This window comes from Novosphingobium taihuense (genome assembly GCF_007830315.1).
GTDB classification, from domain to species: Bacteria; Pseudomonadota; Alphaproteobacteria; order Sphingomonadales; family Sphingomonadaceae; genus Novosphingobium; species Novosphingobium taihuense.
Map to the genome: position 1 here is coordinate 144,551 of NZ_VLKJ01000005.1, position 17,334 is coordinate 161,884.

At 63.6% G+C, this 17,334-nt stretch carries 14 protein-coding genes; 1 reads left to right on the plus strand and 13 read right to left on the minus strand.

The features are described from left to right. Positions 1–2 precede the first annotated feature (2 nt). The 13 genes from IQ25_RS11925 to IQ25_RS11985 all read right to left on the minus strand — a co-directional run bounded on the left by IQ25_RS11925 (position 3) and on the right by IQ25_RS11985 (position 16,017). Positions 3–2,327 carry a glycoside hydrolase family 95 protein gene (locus IQ25_RS11925; protein WP_144906066.1) on the minus strand — a complete coding sequence of 775 codons (2,325 nt, stop codon included), beginning with the start codon at positions 2,325–2,327 and terminating at the stop codon, positions 3–5. Between the two features lie 135 nt (positions 2,328–2,462). After that, positions 2,463–3,197, minus strand: coding sequence for a FadR/GntR family transcriptional regulator (locus tag IQ25_RS11930; protein WP_258537021.1), 735 nt, complete (start codon positions 3,195–3,197; stop codon positions 2,463–2,465). A gap of 101 nt (positions 3,198–3,298) precedes the next feature. After that, a complete protein-coding gene (locus IQ25_RS11935) occupies positions 3,299–4,750 on the minus strand; it encodes a family 43 glycosylhydrolase (protein ID WP_144906070.1) in 1,452 nt (483 codons plus the stop codon). 11 nt (positions 4,751–4,761) lie between these two features. Further along, the gene (locus IQ25_RS11940) at positions 4,762–5,451 is read right to left on the minus strand and encodes an acetylxylan esterase (protein WP_144906072.1); all 690 of its coding nucleotides are present in this window, start codon (positions 5,449–5,451) and stop codon (positions 4,762–4,764) included. A 138-nt stretch (positions 5,452–5,589) separates the two neighbouring features. Next, the gene (xylA, locus tag IQ25_RS11945; RefSeq protein WP_144906074.1) at positions 5,590–6,897 is read right to left on the minus strand and encodes a xylose isomerase; all 1,308 of its coding nucleotides are present in this window, start codon (positions 6,895–6,897) and stop codon (positions 5,590–5,592) included. 6 nt (positions 6,898–6,903) lie between these two features. Next, positions 6,904–8,352, minus strand: a complete 1,449-nt coding sequence (xylB, locus tag IQ25_RS11950; RefSeq protein WP_144906076.1) for a xylulokinase — start codon at positions 8,350–8,352, stop codon at positions 6,904–6,906. Between the two features lie 7 nt (positions 8,353–8,359). Beyond that, entirely contained in the window at positions 8,360–9,472 is a 1,113-nt protein-coding gene (locus tag IQ25_RS11955) for a glycoside hydrolase family 43 protein (protein WP_144906346.1), read from the minus strand. A gap of 145 nt (positions 9,473–9,617) precedes the next feature. After that, positions 9,618–10,247 carry a 2-dehydro-3-deoxy-6-phosphogalactonate aldolase gene (locus IQ25_RS11960; RefSeq protein WP_144906078.1) on the minus strand — a complete coding sequence of 210 codons (630 nt, stop codon included), beginning with the start codon at positions 10,245–10,247 and terminating at the stop codon, positions 9,618–9,620. Beyond that, on the minus strand, positions 10,244–11,152 hold the full coding sequence (locus IQ25_RS11965; RefSeq protein ID WP_144906079.1) for a 2-dehydro-3-deoxygalactonokinase: 909 nt from the start codon (positions 11,150–11,152) through the stop codon (positions 10,244–10,246). Before IQ25_RS11965 ends, IQ25_RS11960 begins: the two co-directional genes overlap by 4 nt. Before the next feature lie 2 nt (positions 11,153–11,154). Beyond that, on the minus strand, positions 11,155–12,081 hold the full coding sequence (locus tag IQ25_RS11970) for a Gfo/Idh/MocA family protein (protein WP_144906081.1): 927 nt from the start codon (positions 12,079–12,081) through the stop codon (positions 11,155–11,157). Between the two features lie 4 nt (positions 12,082–12,085). Further along, on the minus strand, positions 12,086–13,087 hold the full coding sequence (gene araD1 / locus IQ25_RS11975) for an AraD1 family protein (RefSeq protein ID WP_144906083.1): 1,002 nt from the start codon (positions 13,085–13,087) through the stop codon (positions 12,086–12,088). A 23-nt stretch (positions 13,088–13,110) separates the two neighbouring features. Continuing rightward, on the minus strand, positions 13,111–14,637 hold the full coding sequence (locus tag IQ25_RS11980; protein WP_144906085.1) for an aldehyde dehydrogenase (NADP(+)): 1,527 nt from the start codon (positions 14,635–14,637) through the stop codon (positions 13,111–13,113). 90 nt (positions 14,638–14,727) lie between these two features. After that, a complete protein-coding gene (locus tag IQ25_RS11985; RefSeq protein WP_144906087.1) occupies positions 14,728–16,017 on the minus strand; it encodes a sugar MFS transporter in 1,290 nt (429 codons plus the stop codon). A 181-nt stretch (positions 16,018–16,198) separates the two neighbouring features. Between IQ25_RS11985 and IQ25_RS11990 the strand changes: the two genes are divergently transcribed. Next, on the plus strand, positions 16,199–17,329 hold the full coding sequence (locus tag IQ25_RS11990) for an aldose epimerase family protein (protein WP_246415759.1): 1,131 nt from the start codon (positions 16,199–16,201) through the stop codon (positions 17,327–17,329). Positions 17,330–17,334: the final 5 nt, after the last annotated feature.

The following is a 17,334-nucleotide window of genomic DNA, read 5'->3' on the forward strand; positions in this document are numbered from 1 at the left end:
TTTCAGCTTGTCGCCAGTGTCGAGCCTTTCAGCGTCATTGCGCGCCCTGCTGAAAGCCTCAAAGTGCGGCGCACATTGCCAAGACGGACTTCGATCGTCCCATCGTACATAGGCTGAAGCCGCGCGTATGCGAGATGCCCTGCCGTCCAGGCGAGATCGACCACAAGCCCGCCCCGCGCGACGAGCCCTCGCGCGCTTCCATTGGGCCAGGCCCTCGGCAAGGCGGGAAGAAGGTGAAGCGAGTTGTTACGGCTTAGCATCAGCATTTCGACGATGGCCGTGCTGCCACCGAAGTTGCCGTCAATCTGGAAGGGCGGGTGGGCATCGAACATGTTTGGATAAGTGCGAGTGGGCGAAAGCAGACTGCGCAGAATCTTGTGCGCGCGCTCGCCATCCCGCAGCCGTGCCCAAAGTGCGATGCGCCAGGCGGTTGCCCATCCGGTCGTTTCATCACCGCGCCGGTTCAGCGATACCCGGGCTGCCCGGGCGAGATCCGGCGTACCGTCGGGGTCAATCTGATGGCTGGGGTAGAGCGCATAAAGGTGCGAGACGTGGCGGTGATCCTGTTCGGGGGCGGCTTCGTCCCAGTCTTCGAGCCATTCCTGTAGCTGCCCGGCCGCGCCTATCCGATCAGGCGCGAGCGCGGCGCGGGTCTTGCGGAGACGCTCGGCGAAGTCATCGTCCTTGCCCAGCACTACCGCTGCGGCGGCAGTCCGGGCGAACAGGTCGCGCAGGATCTGGCGGTCCATGGCCGGGCCCGCGCAGACCGAAGCGCCGAAGGGGTGGCGGTTCTCGGGCGAGATCGAGGGCGAGGTGACAAGCCCTTGTGGTGAGGGCTGCAAAGTATCCAGGAAGAACTCTGCCGCGCCACGCATCAACGGGTAGATCGCCGAGAGCCAGGCGCGATCGCGGCCGTAATCCCAGCGATCCCACAGGGCGTTGCAAAGCCATGCGCCGCCCATTGGCCACATGCCCCAGGCCGCGCCGTCAATCGGGCTGGAGGCACGCCACAGGTCGGTATTGTGATGGGCGACCCAGCCTCTGGCCCCATAGATGGACCGGGCGGTCTTCGCGCCGCTGACGGCAAGCTCGCGAACCATGCGCAGCAGCGGCTCGGCACATTCGCCGAGGTTTGCAGGGTCCGCCAGCCAGTAGTTCATCTGGGTGTTGATGTTGATCGTGTACTTCGATCCCCATGGCGGCTTGGTGCTTTCGTTCCAGATGCCCTGCAGATTCGCGGGCTGCGTGCCAGGGCGCGACGAACAGATCATCAGGTAGCGGGCATAGGCGAAATAGAGTGCGGCGAGCGCTGGCTCATCCGTATCGACATTGGCCTTTATGCGCTCGTCGGTGGGCAAGGCGCTGGCGGTGCCCAGATCGAGAGAGGCGCGGCGGTAAAGGCGGCGATGCTCGGCAATATGCCGCTTGCACAGGTCAGACCAGGAACGTGACACAGCGCCCGTGATCTGCCGTTCGACGGTAGCAACGGGATCGCCCGAATGGCTGGTGGCGATAGCGACGAGGATGGTTGCCTCAGTTGCGCCTTCGATGACGAGATCTGATCCTTGGACAACGACAGTGCCGTCCGATGCCTTCACCGCCAGCTGGCCGGCCAGGCGCAAGGCAGCGGGCACACCCTGATCTGAACGGTTGCGGCCTTCGACGCGGATTTCGCCGCTTCGGGATTGGCTCGTGGCGACGACCGTTGCATCCTGCGGGGTTTCGAGGCGGAGGACGCACCTCAGGTTCGCCCCCTTTGTCGCGGACAGGCGGATGGCGATGACCTGATCGACGGGGCTGGCCAGAACTTTGCGCGTTATCGTGCCGGTTGAGATGTCAAACCGGGTCAGGGAAGTTGCCGTGTCCAGATCGAGTTGGCGGGTGTACGCCTCCGGCTCGTCCTTCAGATCCATCTCGATGAACAGGTCCCCGAAGGTCTGGTAGGACATCTGGCCGACAGGTCGCGCGATAAGGCAATCGTTGGCCATTGCCTCGGCCTCGGCGAACCGTCGTTCGGAGATCAGGCGACGCACCTCTTCGACGGCTTCGGGATTGGCCTTGGGATTGAGCGGATCATACGGTCCGCCGCTCCACAGTGTGTCCTCGTTCAGCTGGATCCGTTCGATGGCCGTGCCGCCGAACACCATTGCGCCAAGCCTGCCGTTGCCAACAGGGAGCGCCTCGGTCCACTCTTTGGCAGGCTGGCGATACCAGAGGATATCGTTGCGAGGGCGACGGGGCGTGGTGGCTCCGGCCGGAAGCCTGACAAGTCCTTGGCTGGCCACCGCCGCGCCTGTTGCGATGGCCTGCCTGCGTGTGAGTGACATTGCTCTTCCCGATCCTTCAAGCTTCCAGGCTTGTTAGCAGATCAGGCTAGTGGCCGGATCCGGCAGCGTTACCGCTACCGGATAATAAGTATGACTAAATGCGTTGCTGTCCAGCGAAATGCACAGGCTCGATCCTCACGCTGGGGGATTGATGTCTGCCAGCGCAAGCTCGATCAGGTTCTGCATCGCAGCGCGCGCGGCCGGGCCATTTCCATCCGCCACGGCATCGAACAGCACGCGGTGATCGGGCAGGGGATCACGCGGCAGCTTGCGCTTGCGCTGCTTGTAGATCGTGGTCCACCGCACCGCGGCCGAGATCGTGCTGGCCAGCGAGATCAGCGCCATGTTGCCGGTGGCCTTCAGCAGGGTGGTGTGGAAGTTCTGATCCGCCGCCTGGCCAAGGGGCGAAGCCAGTGTGTGCTTGGCCATTTCTTCAAGCGCATGGCCCATCTGCGCCAGTTGCGTGCCGGAACGGCGCTTGGCCGCGATTTCCGCTGCCGCCGGTTCGATAATAAGTCGCAGTTCGAACAAATCATCAATCGCGGCCTGGCTCGGCTCGCCCTCGAAGGTCCAGGCGAGGACGTCGGGGTCGAGGATGTGCCAGCGCGAGGGATCGGTAATCTTGGTTCCTGCCTTCGGGCGACTTTCAACCAAGCCCTTGGCGGCGAGAATGCGGATCGCCTCGCGATAGGCGGTGCGCGAAATGTGATTCTGCTCGGCAAAATCTACTTCGCTGGTCAGCACGTGGCCGGGAGGATACTTGCCCGTGACAATGGCTATGCCGAGATCGCGCGCAATGCTGCCGTGCAGCCGAAGTGATTTGTCTGATCTGTCGATCGCGTCCCCGCCCTGTTCCTTGCTTCGCGACACTATCAGCTCCTTGCGCCCCTGTGTCCTATTTGGGCGCAATTTCGGCAAAGTCCAGCAGTTCGACGTCGTCAGCACGATTGGCCATCTGTCAGTCCATTTGATCAGGGCAGGCGGAAAGTCCATCTGGCGGCGTCCGAATTCTGATCGAAGCGGACGAGGCGCGGGGTACTGGCGCCGACGGCGGCGAGGGCCAGCGGCTTCATCGGATCGGGCGTGGCTTTGGGCACGATGCGATAGGTGCCGTCCGCCAGCATATCGATCCGCCAGAGCTGTTCGGGCGTGCCAGTGTATTCCGGCACGGCCACGACATCGCCTGTCGGCGTTGCGGCGAGGGCGTGACTGGTTCCGGCGACGACGATCTTGACATATGGCGCTCCGAACCAGCCACCAGCGCCAGTTACGGGTGCAATCGTCCAGTGCTGGTTGGGCCGAACCTGATAGGCACCCATGTCTACCGGGATATTGCCCTTTGGCCAGACGGCCCGGTTTTGCTCAAGTGTCTGGTCGGGCACTGGCTTCACCGGCTCCTTCGGCGGGCCAAATCCGGTCCACGACCACGGCAGCCGGACTTCATCGACTGCCAGCTGCAGCGCGCCTCCGCGTTCGGACTGGATTTCGTATGTGCCGGGGCGAAGATTTTCCTGTCCTACGGGCCAACCGTTCTTCCAGGTGAGGGGAAGGATTGCCAGCACGCTGCGAGCAGACCGGTCCATGTCAGCCTCGTAATGGAACGAGAACTTTTCCACGCCGTCACCCAGATCGACGAGGCCGAAGTGGCCAGCGCCGCGACCGCGCCCGTTCGATCCCCAGACCAGCTTGCCGCCCCCTTTCAGCAGGGGCACGCCAAAGTTGTCGACATAGGGCCCCAGCGGGCTGCGCGAACGGCCGACGCGGATGTTGTAGGTGGAGTTCGGTCCATCGCAGCAGGTGCCGTGGGTGCCAAGTAGGTAGTACCAGCCGTCACGATGCAGGAGGGCGGTGGCTTCCATGTCAATCGCGATATCGACGGGTTGATTACCGGGCAGGCGTTGGGCAGTCTTCGGATCGAGTTCGACCATGCGGATCGTGCCGAAGTAGGTGCCGTAGCTGAGCCACAGGCGACCTTCGGCGAGCAGAAAGGCGGGATCGATCGCGTCGTTGTTCTCGAAGCCGTCGCTGGATGCAACAGTTCCGACGTCATGAAATTCGAAGTCTTTCGACGCAGGGTCGAGCGACTTGGTCCACATGATTTTCACATCGCTCTTGTGGCCGCCGTTCATCCCGCCGCCGCCAACAGCCCACGCCACGTAGTAGCGATCACCCAGTTTTATCACGTCCGGGGCCACGCCGCCGCCGGGGCGCACCGGCCCGCCTGTCCAGTTCCAGCCATCAGATGAAACCAGACCGCCCTTGCCAGTTCCGAACGTGTAGTAACGGCCATCGGATTCGACGATTGTCGACGGATCGTGGATGTAGGGTTCCCCCTCCATTTGCGCGACGGGATTGCTCTGCGCGAGGAGCGAGGCGGGCAGGCAGGCGATGGCCGCAACTGCAGCGAGAAGCTTGTGGTTCATGAGGGCCTCTTTCAGCGCAGGGTTACTTTGAGATCGCGGATGGGCTGGCCCTTGCCGTCGACAAAGCGGACCGCGAAATCGGACAAGCCGGGGCCGTTGATCACTGCGCCCTGCAGGACGTTTCGGCCTTTCTTCAAACCGAGGGCGGGCGAAACGACATCGTCCATGACCATGCGGCGGTCACCAAACAGGGCTGCGGCTTCCTTGTCATTCAGCCACCACATCGAGGCGGAATTCGAGCCAACGGCGAGGCGGGCCTCGGGCATGTCGCGTGGCGCCTCGATCACTGTTGTTGCCCAGAAGATCACACCATAAGTCGGCTTGCCGTAGGCTGCGGCGAAGTAGAACAGCTTGGCGTCCCACTGCGTGGCATCAAGGGCATGCCATGCCAGCTTCGCACCCTTGTGGGTCAGGGCCTGTCCGTCACGCGGCAGCTTTTCGCCGAGGCTTGCAGGACGATCCTCGGCGAAGGCCTTGCGCACATAATCGCTGGTGAACAGCTGGTTCGTGCGGTTCGGCTTGGCGATCGGTTCAAGCAGCATCCAGCGGCGGACGAAGCCGTCCCCGTCAACCGCAGCGCTCCCGGCTGTGGCTTGCTCAAAATAGGGCGCGAGTGACGGATCGGTCTGGCAGAGGGTGGGGCTGGCCGAAGCGCACAACGCTGCGGCCGCCGTCGCAAGAACGCGGGACAATCGAATCATGATATCCTCTCAAACTTTCGAAAAGTATGAGTTAAAGAGGATGGGCTTTCAACGATATTTATGGGTTATAACCGTGAAAAAGGGCTCGTGGCGAACCCTGATCCGCCACGAGCCCTAAATTTACTCAGACCAATTCGATCAGAACCGGTTGAGCATGTTCTCCAGCCATTCCTGCCGGCCAGAAACCGGGGCGGGCTTCAGGTCCTGCGCCACGGCAAGATCGGCGATTTCGGCAAGGCTCGACTTGCGGATGGTCTGGCCCAGCACGCCGTTCCAGCCTGCATAGCGTTTGGCGCGGAAAGCATCGATGCGGCCATCGGCAATGATGGCTTCGGCGCGCAGCAGGGCCTTGGCGATGACGTCGACGCCACCGATGTGGCCGTGGAAAAGATCAGCCGCATCAACCGATTGGCGGCGGACCTTGGCATCGAAGTTGAAGCCGCCATTAGTGAAGCCGCCGGCGCGCTCGATCTCGATGCAGGCCAGCGTCAGTTCCTCGACCGAGTTGGGGAACTGGTCGGTGTCCCAGCCATTCTGCGGGTCGCCACGGTTGGCGTCGATCGAACCGAACACGCCAAGCGCACCGGCCATCGCGATTTCGTGCTCGAAGGTATGGCCTGAAAGCGTGGCGTGGTTGGCCTCGATATTGACCTTCACTTCGTTTTCAAGGCCGAAACGCTTGAGGAAGCCGTACACCGTCTGGGTGTCGAAGTCGTACTGGTGCTTGGTCGGCTCGTGCGGCTTGGGCTCGATCAGGATCGTGCCCTTGAAGCCGATTTTGTGCTTGTGCTCGACCACGAGGCTGAGGAAACGACCGAAATTCTCCTGCTCGGTCTTGAGATCGGTGTTGAGGATCGTGTCGTAACCCTCGCGGCCGCCCCACAAAACGTAATTGAAGCCGCCAAGACGATGCGTGGCTTCGAGCGCGTCGCGAACCTGGCTGGCCCCCCAGGCATAGACTTCGGGGCGGGGGGAGGTGGCGGCCCCTGCAAGGTAGCGCGGATGACCGAACAGGTTGGCCGTACCCCACAGCAGCTTGCGGCCATGCCTGGCCTGCAGTTCTTCGAGATGATCGACCGCCTTGGCGAAGCTGGCGCGGAATTCGCCAATGGTTTCGGCAGGCGCCATGACGTCCACGTCATGGAAGCAGTAGAACGGCAGGTCGAGCTTCTCGACGAAGGCGAGGGCCGCTTCGCGCTTGGCGCGGGCGGCGTTTTCGTCCTGCGGGCCGTTCAGCCACGGGCGGTCAAACGTGCCGGCGCCGAACACGTCGCTGCCGGGCCAGCAGAAGGTGTGCCACATGCAAACGGCAAAGCGCAGGTAGTCTTCCATGCGCTTGCCGAAAACGACGCGGTCCTTGTCATAGAAGCGATAGGCAAGATCGTTGGTGCTTTCGGGACCTTCGTAGCGAATGGTCGAAAATTCATCGAAGTAGGCAGCGGACATATCGGGTTACTCCTTGATCGGGGCGAGCGCCGCATAGGCAGCGCGGAAACGGGCGCGTTTGGGAGCGAGGCGGGCGGCAAGGTCGAGATCGGGTTCGATCACGGCGCGAACTGGCGGGCGGGTGCAAACTTCGGCGGCAGACGCGCCCGTGACAGCGATCTGCGCGAGTCTGGCACCGCCCAGCGCCGGACCAACCTCGCCCCCGCGCAGGTAGACGAGGCGGACGCCGAGCACGCTCGACAGGATGCGGCCCCAATGCGCCGAGCGTGAGCCGCCACCGATCACGCTAAGTTCCTCGATCTGCGTGCCGGCGTTGCGCAGGGCATCGATCCCGTCAGCATGGGCAAAGGCCACGCCTTCAAGCACGGCGGCAGCCATGCGCGGCGTCGTGCTTTCATTGCCGATGCGGAGGAATGCGGCGCGGATGTGTGGATCGTTGTGCGGGGTACGCTCACCCGAGAGGTAGGGCAGGAACAGTTCCGGTCCACAGGCGGCTCCGGCCTGTTCGGCAAGGGCGAAGAATTCGGCAGGGCCGGGCACGTTGCAGGCCTTGGCCGCCCAATCGATGCAGGATGCGGCGGAAAGGTGCACGCTCATCTGGTGCCACACGCCGGGAAGGGCATGGCAGAAGGCGTGGACGGCTTCGGCCGGGTTGGGCCGGAACGCTGCATTGGCCACGAAGATCACGCCCGATGTGCCAAGCGAAAGCATGCCCTGCCCATCCGACAGCACGCCGACGCCAAGCGCGCCTGCCGCATTGTCGCCCGCGCCGGCCACCACAGGCACGCGCTCCATCCCCCAGGCCCTCGCCACATCCTCGCGCAGCACGCCGGTGACTTCCGGGCCTTCGTGCAGGCGCGGCATGTGGCTTTCATCAAGGCCTGTGGCGGCAAGCATTTCAGCCGACCAGGCCCGCTTGGCAACATCGAGCCAGAGGGTGCCTGCGCTGTCCGACATGTCGCTCGCCTTCTCGCCGGTAAGGGCAAGGCGGACGTAGTCCTTGGGCAGGAGAACCGTGCGCGTGGCGGCGAACACGTCGGGTTCGTGGTTCCGGACCCATGCAAGCTTGGGCGCGGTAAAGCCCGGCATGGCGATGTTGCCGGTGATATCGCGCGCCCGCGGCTCCGCCGCCTCGATCTCGGCGCATTCGGCAAAGCTGCGGCCATCGTTCCACAGGATGGCGGGGCGCAGCGGCTTGTCGTCCGATCCGAGCAACGTGGAGCCATGCATCTGCCCGGCAAGACCGATGCCGCGCACGCCTTTGCGCAATTCTGCATCGATGCCAAGCACTGCCTTGTGTGCTGCCTCCACCCAGTCCGCCGGGGCCTGTTCCGACCACAGCGGATGAGGGCGGGACACGGTGAGGTCCGAACTGCTCTGTGTCAGGACCTCCCCGGTTTCGGCGGTGACGACCGCCTTCACGCAGCTGGTGCCGACATCGATGCCAAGAAACATGCGCGGGTTACTTTGCCTTGAAGGGATCGATCGTCTGGATCGAACCATCGGGGTTGAAGGTCAGCTCCGTCACCTTGACGTTGCGGAGGTGGTTCTTGTTGGAAAGCTGCGTGTCGGCATAGAACAGCCACCACTTGCCATCGTGCTGGATGATCGAATGGTGCGTGGTCCAGCCCTGCACGGGCTTCAGGATGTGGCCGGCGTACTTGAACGGGCCGTAGGGACTGGTGCCTATGGCATAGTTCAGGAAGTGCGTGTCACCGGTCGAGTAGGTGTAGTAGTACTTGCCGTCCTTCTTGAAGACCCATGAGGCTTCGAAGAAGCGGCGTTCGTGATCCCCGCCGAGCACCGGCTTGCCGTCTTCGCCCAGGATCACCGCATCGCGCGGCGCCTCGGCAAAGGTCTTCATGTCGGCATTCATCCTGACGACCTTGCCCGAGAGCGCGGGCTTGTCATCCTGCATCAGATCGGTGTCCGAGCCGTTGGGATCGTACTTGCCCGTGGCCCAGCGCTGCAACTGGCCGCCCCAGATCCCGCCGAAATACATGTAGGCGGTGCCGTCGTCGTCGGCGAACACGGCGGGGTCCATCGAGAACGAGCCTGGGATGGCTTCCTGTTCGGCCACGAACGGGCCCATCGGGTTTTTCGAGGTGGCGACGCCGATGCGGAATGCGCCAAGGCCGTTCTTGTCCTTCGATTTGTCGCGCGCCGGGAAATAGAGTAAATATGTGCCGTCCTTGTAGGCGGCATCGGGTGCCCACATTTGCTGCGAGGCCCATGGCACGTCCTTCACGTCGAGCGCGACGGGGCCGACGGTAACCTTGCCGCCGACCTTGTCCATGCTCAGCACGCGGTAGTCGCGCATCGCATACTGGTTGCCGAGATCGTCGTCTGCCGTCGGAGTTTCGATGTCGTGCGAAGGATAGACGTAGATCTTGCCGTCAAACACGTGGGCGGAGGGGTCGGCGGTATAGATCTCGCTGACCAGTGGCTGATCGCGGAAAGCGCTGGCGTCCGCGCCGCCGTTGCTAGGCTTGGCATCGGTGCCGGCCTGAGAACAGGCAGCAAGCGCAAGCGCGCTGGACAGGCACAGGGCAGCAGTGGTGATTCTCGCCTTCATCATGACATCCCCTTGCAGGTCGATTTTTCCGACCTTTCGCGTAATTGCTGTGGCGATGATAGCGCTACCTAAACCTGACGGCAATCTGAAATATGCATTCTAATTATCCGCTGTCAGGTTGCTTGGCAAGCGCCAAGCGCGGCCGTCAAACGCTTGCGTTCCACGCTGCAATTAGCGCTTTCGCACGCGCGCCGACGGTGCTTGCATCATCGCCTGGCCGGTAGAGGCTTCCGCCTGCACCAATCCCGAACACCCCGGCAGCACGAAACTCCGCGATGTTGGCAGCGCCAACGCCGCCGACCGCCCAGACCCTGGTTGATGGTGGCAGGACTTCGCGGATCGCCTTGACATAGCCGCTGCCTAGCACCGAGCCGGGAAACAGTTTGAGATCGCGTGCGCCCGCGCCGATGGCCGCGAAAGCTTCGGTCGGGGTCAGGAAACCGGGGAGGACGTCCATGCCGAATTCGAGCGAGCGCATGATGACGGCGGGATCGGTGTTGGGCGAAACCATGAAGGTGCCGCCTGCATCTGCCAGCTGTTTGGTCAGCGCGACGCTCGTGACGGTGCCACCACCGAAAGCGGCGCGATCACCAAGGGTGTTCGCCATCGCCGCGATCGACCCTGCAGGATCGGGCGAATTGAACGGAACCTCGATCAGGCGGATCCCGGACTCAACCAGCGCCGTGGCGATCTTTACCGCTTCATGCGTCTCGATCCCGCGAAGGATGGCAACGATGGGAGGAGTGCCTTGGGCGAGGACGTCTGCGATCTTCACGGATGGCGGCTTTCGGCAAGGGTGATGGCGTGGACGAGGCCCGCAATGACGGCGGCTTCGCCGTCCACCACCTGCGACGATCCGCCATGATGCGCAAGCGCGGCCGCATAGAGCGCGGTGAGCGAGGGATCGCCGATCAGTGGGATCGTTTGCGGGGCACTGCCAAACTGCGAAACTTCCGCGCCGATCAGCAGGCCGGAGAGGTATCCCTTCGCCCATTCCTTCGAGCGAGAGTCCAGTAGCCGTGCGGCGCGAGCCTCGAACAGGGCACCTGGCAGCGCTTCCGATGATCGCGACAAGCCCCGCGCAAAGCCATCTTCAAAGCTGCCTTGGCCAGGCGTTTCGGGCCCGGTCAACGAAGTGTGGCCGGTGATCGCGGCGTAAACCTCGCCCGTTGGAGCGGTGCGGAAGCCGGTGATCACGCCATCGGACGTGCTCACCCATTTGCCGTGGGTGCCGGGCAGTGCGAAGAGGTGGCTTCCGCCCCGCAGTGCAGGGTCGAGCGCCATCGCGCCAAAGACCTGCGTCTCCTCTCCCCTCATTACTTCCGGCACGCCGTCTGCCGTGCGAAGCGAAAGTCCGGGCAGGATCTCGACATCAAGGCCGAGTACGCGCAGGCGGGTGCGGGCGCGATGCCATCCTTCGGCGTCAACCGGGCAGGGCGCATACGGAGCAACGGCAAGCCCCGCAGGCGATCCAACCATGCCGCACAGGGTGATGGCATCGATCGGGCCCTTTGCCAGCCATACCGAAAGCATCCGTGCCAGCACGCGCTCGGCCGGTTCGCCAAGCTGGGTAACGCCGGGGCCATCGAGCCGGGCGGCAATCTCTCCGTGCTCCACAAGGAACAGCCGAAGCCGGGTGCTGCCCCAGTCTCCGATGACGCGTCTCGCAAACCCGGTCATGGTCAATCCTCGAACGGTTCGACGCTGACCCGCGTGGCACGCAGGAAAGCATCTGCGACCAAGCGCAGCGGGTCGATGTCGACATCGCTCTGGCCCGTGCGGATCAGCGTGGCGAAACGGGCATAGAGGCCGGGGTATTCGTGATCCTCGTCGTGGCTGGTGCCCGAAGGAAGCGTCAGCACCGCGCCGCCGCTGGAAAGCTTCAGCGTCCCGGCGTCGGTTTCGATGACGATGTCCCAGCTTTGCGGGCCGGTCTGCCGCCAATCGAGGTCCATGTGAACCGGCGCGCCGGCAGTATCGCGAAACTGCAGGTCGGCAGCGATCGGCGCGGCGCGGTTGGCGGGAATCTCGAGCGTGCCCGCTTGCAGGAAGATCGGGCGAGGCAGGATGCGGGTGGCGATGGACAGGGCATTGATGCCGGGATCGAATACGCCGAGGCCGCCCGGTTCCCATATCCACGCCTGCCCCGGATGCCAGACCCGCACGTCCTCACGCCAGGTGATCTCGACCTTGTCGATGCGCCGCTCGGCCAGCCAGGCGCGGGCCGGGGCAACGCCCGCCGCAAACCTCGAATGCCAAGCTGCGAACAGTGTCGCGCCGACCTTGTCGGCTTGCGAATGCAGCGCCGCGACCTCGGCTAGCGTTGCCCCGGGGGGTTTTTCGAGGAACACGTGGACGCCCCGGGCGAGCGCGCTGCTGGCAAGATCATAACGGACCTGCGGGGGCGTGCAGAGCGCCACCGCATCGACCGCAGGACCACCGGCAAGCAACGCGTCAAGGCTGGCGAAGTGGGGCACGCCTTCGACGCCGGGGTCGTGCGGGCTGACCGTCGCCGCAAGCCCGAACGCGCGATTGCCGGCGATGGCGGGCAAATGCTGGTCGCGGGCGATCTTGCCCACGCCAACGACGGCGATCCTGATCGGGTCCATGCTTTTAGAGTACCCGCACCTTCAGCGGCGCGGAAGCATCGCCTGCGGTCTGGGTCAATGGATTGCGGCAGGGCAGGGCAAAGGGTGCCGCCTCGATCTCGAACACGTCGCCCACTTGCGTACGGACCGCATCGCTGAACGAAAGGGTTGCGGTGCCGAAGAAATGGACGTGGACATCGCCGGGACGGCGAAACAGCTCGTACTTGAAGTGATGATGCTCAAGATTGGCGAGGCTGTGGCTCATGTTGTCCTCGCCGGTAAGGAACGGCTTTTCCCACAGCACCGCGCCATCGCGCATGATGCGGCTGGTGCCGCGAATGTCCGTAGGCGTTTCTCCGATAAGGAGTTCCGGGCCGAGAGCGGCGCGGCGCAACTTCGAATGGGCCAGCCAAAGGTAGTTGTGCCGTTCGGTCACATGGTCGGAAAACTCGTTGGCAAGCGCGAAGCCGAGGCGGAACGGAGTGCCATCGGGGCCGATCAGATAGATACCGGCGAGTTCCGGCTCTTCGCCGCCATCCTGCGCGAACGCCGGCATCTCCAGTGGCTCGCCGGGGCCGACAAGCTGGCTGCCATCGCCCTTGTAGAACCACTCGGGCTGCTGGCCCACACCCCTGCCCGCAGGCTTGCCGCCTTCGAGCCCTTCAAGGAACATGCGCATGGAATCGGTCTGGTGCGCTGCGGCGGCGGCTTCGCGGTGCATCTTGTCGCGTCCTTCGGCAGAACCGAGGTGAGTCAGGCCAGTGCCGGTCAGCGCGAGGTGCGCAGGGTCCTCGTGGTCGACCGGCGCGAGCAGGCTCCCTGCTGCGAACTCTGCCGCCAAATCTACCGATGCGCCGACCGGACAGGCTCTCGCCTCCTGCGCCAGCGACGTTCCGGCGGCAATGGCGCGGCGGGCAAGGTCCGTGGTGCGTGCCACACCTTCAAGAAAGTGCGCCACATCGCAATCGGCAAGGATAACGCTGCGCGTGCCATCGCTGGCACGATGCTGCAGGAGGCGGAGGGACATGATGATAATCTCCTGTCAGCCGCTCAGAGCGTCAACGTGCCGTCGATCAGGCGGGGTGCGCCATCGCCGCGGGCATCATCGCGCAACTCTGGCGGGAGCAGACCAGTGGTGAGGTTCTGATAGCTGACCGGGCGCAGGAAACGGGCGATGGCAAGGCTGCCGACTGAGGTTGTCCGCGGATCGGACGTTGCCGGGAAGGGCCCGCCGTGGACCATCGCATGGCAGACTTCCACCCCCGTCGGCCAGCCATTGGCGAGGATGCGCCCGGCCTTCACTTCCAGCACCGGCATCAGACGCGCGGCCAGCGCTTCGTCGGCGGCGTCCATGTGAAGGGTGGCCGTCAATTGACCCTCGAGCCCTGAAAGGACAGTGGCGAGTTCGGCTTCGTTCTTGCAGACGACGACAACCGAAGACGCGCCGAATACTTCGTGGCCCAATGCCTTGTCAGCCAGGAAAGCCTGCGCTGTAGTGCGGAACAGTGCCGCGTGACCTTGCATGGCTTCACCTGCCAGACCTTCGGCGAGCTTTTCAACCCCGTTGGCAGTTTCGAGCGCGGCGACTCCTGACAGGTAGGCCTTGCAGATGCCGCCGGTAAGCATGGTCTGCGCGCCCGCGCCGCTGACGGCTTCGGTAGCAGCAGCAAGAAAGGCTTCGAGACCTTCGCCTTCGATGGCGAGCACGAGGCCCGGATTGGTGCAGAACTGCCCTGCGCCCATGGTCAGCGAGCCGACGAACGCGGTGCCGAGTGCTGCCCCGCGCGCCTTCAGCGCTTCGGGCAAGAGCAGAACCGGGTTGATGCTCGACATTTCCGCGTAGACGGGGATCGGCACCTCGCGACCCTGCGCAAGGCGGACAAGAGCGAGGCCACCGCTGCGCGAACCGGTAAAGCCGACAGCGGCAATGCGCTGGTCCTGCACGAGAACGGCGCCAAGTTCATTGGAAGGTCCAACGAGATGGCCGAAAACACCAGCGGGCAAGCCACAAGCGGCAACGGCACGCGTGATTGCCGCTGCGACGAGTTCACCGGTGCGGGGATGGGCCGGGTGGCCCTTGACCACGACCGGGCAGCCAGCCGCCAGCGCCGAGGCGGTGTCACCTCCGGCGGTGGAGAACGCCAGCGGGAAGTTTGAGGCTCCGAACACCGCCACCGGGCCCACCGGGATCATGCGCAGGCGGATGTCGGGCCGGGGCAGGGGCTGGCGATCGGGCATCGCCGGGTCGATGCGCAGTTGCTGCCATGTGCCCTTCCGGACCACATCGGCAAACAGGCGGAGCTGACCTACCGTGCGCCCGCGTTCGCCTTCGAGGCGGGCGCGGGGCAGGCCGGATTCGCTCATGGCCGCTTCGATCAGGTCATCGCCAATGGCGAAAATCTCCGAGGCGATGGCTTCGAGGAACGCGGCGCGCTCTTCGCGCGTGGTGGCGCGATAGGTGTCGAACGCGGCGGCTGCAGCAGCGCAGGCCGCATCGACTTCGGCAGGGCCATGCACGGCAAAGGCAGGGCCGGTCGGCTCACCCGTGGCGGCGACCACGGAGCGGAATTCTGTCATCGAAAATCTCCTGATTTAGTCTGACATATTATCAGAAGGGCCGGAACGCAACCTTGTGCGTTCCGACCCTGTGGCGTTCATAGCTATGCGTCAGGCGGGTTCTGAAGTGGTCTTCGAACCCCACAGCGCATAGAACAGCACATACAATTCGCACACTGCGGTCAGCAGGAACGAGGTCTGCAGGCCATAGGCATCGGCCAGCCAGCCCTGCACCACCACCAGCGCACCACCGGCGATGGCCATGATCAGCAGGCCCGAGCCTTCCTCGGTGAGGGGGCCGAGGCCCTTGATCCCGAGCGTGAAGATCGTCGGGAACATGATCGAGTGGAACAGGCCGACCAGGATCAGCGCCCACATCGCGACAGGGCCGGTGGTAAACACGGTGACGAGCATGACGACGAAGGCGCCGACCGAGAAGGCGGCAAGCACGAGGCCCGCATCGATTTTCTGCATGATCGCCGAGCCGAGGAAGCGCCCGACCATCATTCCACCCCAGAGGAACGTCAGATACTGGCCCGCTTTCTCATGCGTCAGGTTGGCGATGTCGGGCTGGCTGACGAAGTTCACGAAGAGGTTGGCAACGCCGATCTCGGCGATCAGGTAGATGAAGATCGCCGGAATGCCGAATACGAGATTGCGGTGTTTCCATAGCGAGAGCTTGGCCCGTTCTTCCGGGGCAATGCGCTGCGTGGCGCTGCCCATGGCGGGCAGGGGAAAACGTCCGATGATGACGGCGAGGGCAATGAGAACCACTGCAACCAGGCCATAAGGGAGGATTACCGATTGGGCATCGGCCATGCGTTCAGCCTGCGTCAGAACGACATCGGAGGTGGCCGTGCCACCCTTCGAGCGGCCAAGGATCAGGTAGGCACCGAACATGGGCGCGAGCATCGTTCCGGCCGAGTTCATCGCCTGCACAAGGTTGAGGCGCGAGGAGGCTGTCTCAGGCTTGCCGACCACGGCGACATAAGGGTTGGCCGCGACCTGCAGCAGCGTGATGCCACTGGCGATTACGAACAGCATCGCAAGCGTTACGCCATAGGACGGAATCGAGGCCGCCAGCATCATGCCAAGCGCGCCTGCTGCCATGACCAGCAGTCCGATCACCAGCGACTTCTGGTAGCCGATCTTCTCGATCAGCTTTGCCGATGGGATCGAGGCGACGAAGTAGGCGATGAACCAGACCGATTCGATCAATGTTGTCTGTGTATAGTTCAGTTCGAACACGCTGCGCAGGTGTGGCAGAAGCGTGTTATTGATGACCGTGATGAACCCCCACATGAAGAACAGGCTGGCGAGCAGGGTCAGCGCGGGGCCATAGCGCACGCTGGAATCGCCCTCGATTGCGGAGTTTGCCTGGGATGAAGCCACTGGCGGCATGGATTTGCGCTTCCTCTCACTGGTCGCGCTGACGGTTTGGTTAGCTTACCGTCTTGCGCAAATTCTATTTGTCGGACTATATCCGTGCACGCTTCGCGTCAATGGGCGCAAGAACATGCAAGTCTCCGAAAGGATCGAGAGGATGAGGATTGCGGGAAAGCCGAACAACGGCACCCTGCTGATGCTGGCTTTGGCGGCACCGGTTGCCGTGCTGGCCCAGTCCGCCAGCGCAGCCGAGGCAAGGCAGGAAAGCGCTGGCAGGCTGGCTGACGGCAGCGAGGCATTTGCGATCACGCTGAAGGCATCAAATGGCGTGTCGGCCCGCGTCCTGACCTATGGCGCCACGCTGCAGTCGCTCATAGCACCCGGCCGAGATGGCAAGGTGGCTGATGTCGTGCTCGGCTATGACGATGTCCAGACGTATGAGGCAAAGCCCAACTTCTTCGGCGTGACCGTGGGCCGCTATGCCAACCGCATTGCCAAGGGCCGGTTCACGCTTGATGGCAAGGGCTATCAGCTTGCCCAGAACAACCTTGGCAATTCACTGCACGGCGGCGTGAAGGGCTTCGACAAGCACAACTGGAAGGTGGTCTCTATCAAGTCTGGCCCGGTGGCGAGCATCGTGCTTTCCTATGTCAGCGCCGATGGCGAAGAGGGCTATCCGGGCAAGCTCGATACCAAGGTCACCTACACACTCGACGAGCGCGGCAATCTGGGCATCACCTTCGAAGCGGCGACCGACAAGCCGACGATCGTCAACATGACCAACCACGCGCTGTTCAACATGGCGGGCGAAGGATCGCCGATGGGCGCGATGGGCAACCGTCTGATGATTCCGGCTTCTACGTATACACCTGTAGACGCAACGCTGATCCCCACTGGCGAACTGCGCAAGGTTTCCGGCACAGTATTCGATTTCTCCCGGCCGAAGCGCATCGCCGACGGGTTGCGCGATGGGCGCGACGAACAGATCGCCATCGGCCGCGGCTATGACCACAACTTCGCGCTCGACAAGGGGGTGACTGCAACGCCGCAGCTCGCCGCACGTCTGGTCGATCAGGCGTCAGGCCGCATGCTCGAAGTCCTGACGACCGAACCCGGCGTCCAGTTCTACACCGGCAACTTCCTCGACGGCACGGTGCAGGGCAAGAGCGGCCATGTCTATCGCATGGGCGATGGCATCGCGCTTGAACCGCAGAAGTTTCCTGATGCGCCCAACCAGCCCAAGTTTGCCTCGACCCGGATCGAGCCGGGCAAGCCCTATCGCCACCAGATGATCTACCGCGTCAGCATCGCGCCTCGCCCTCGCTAAACTCC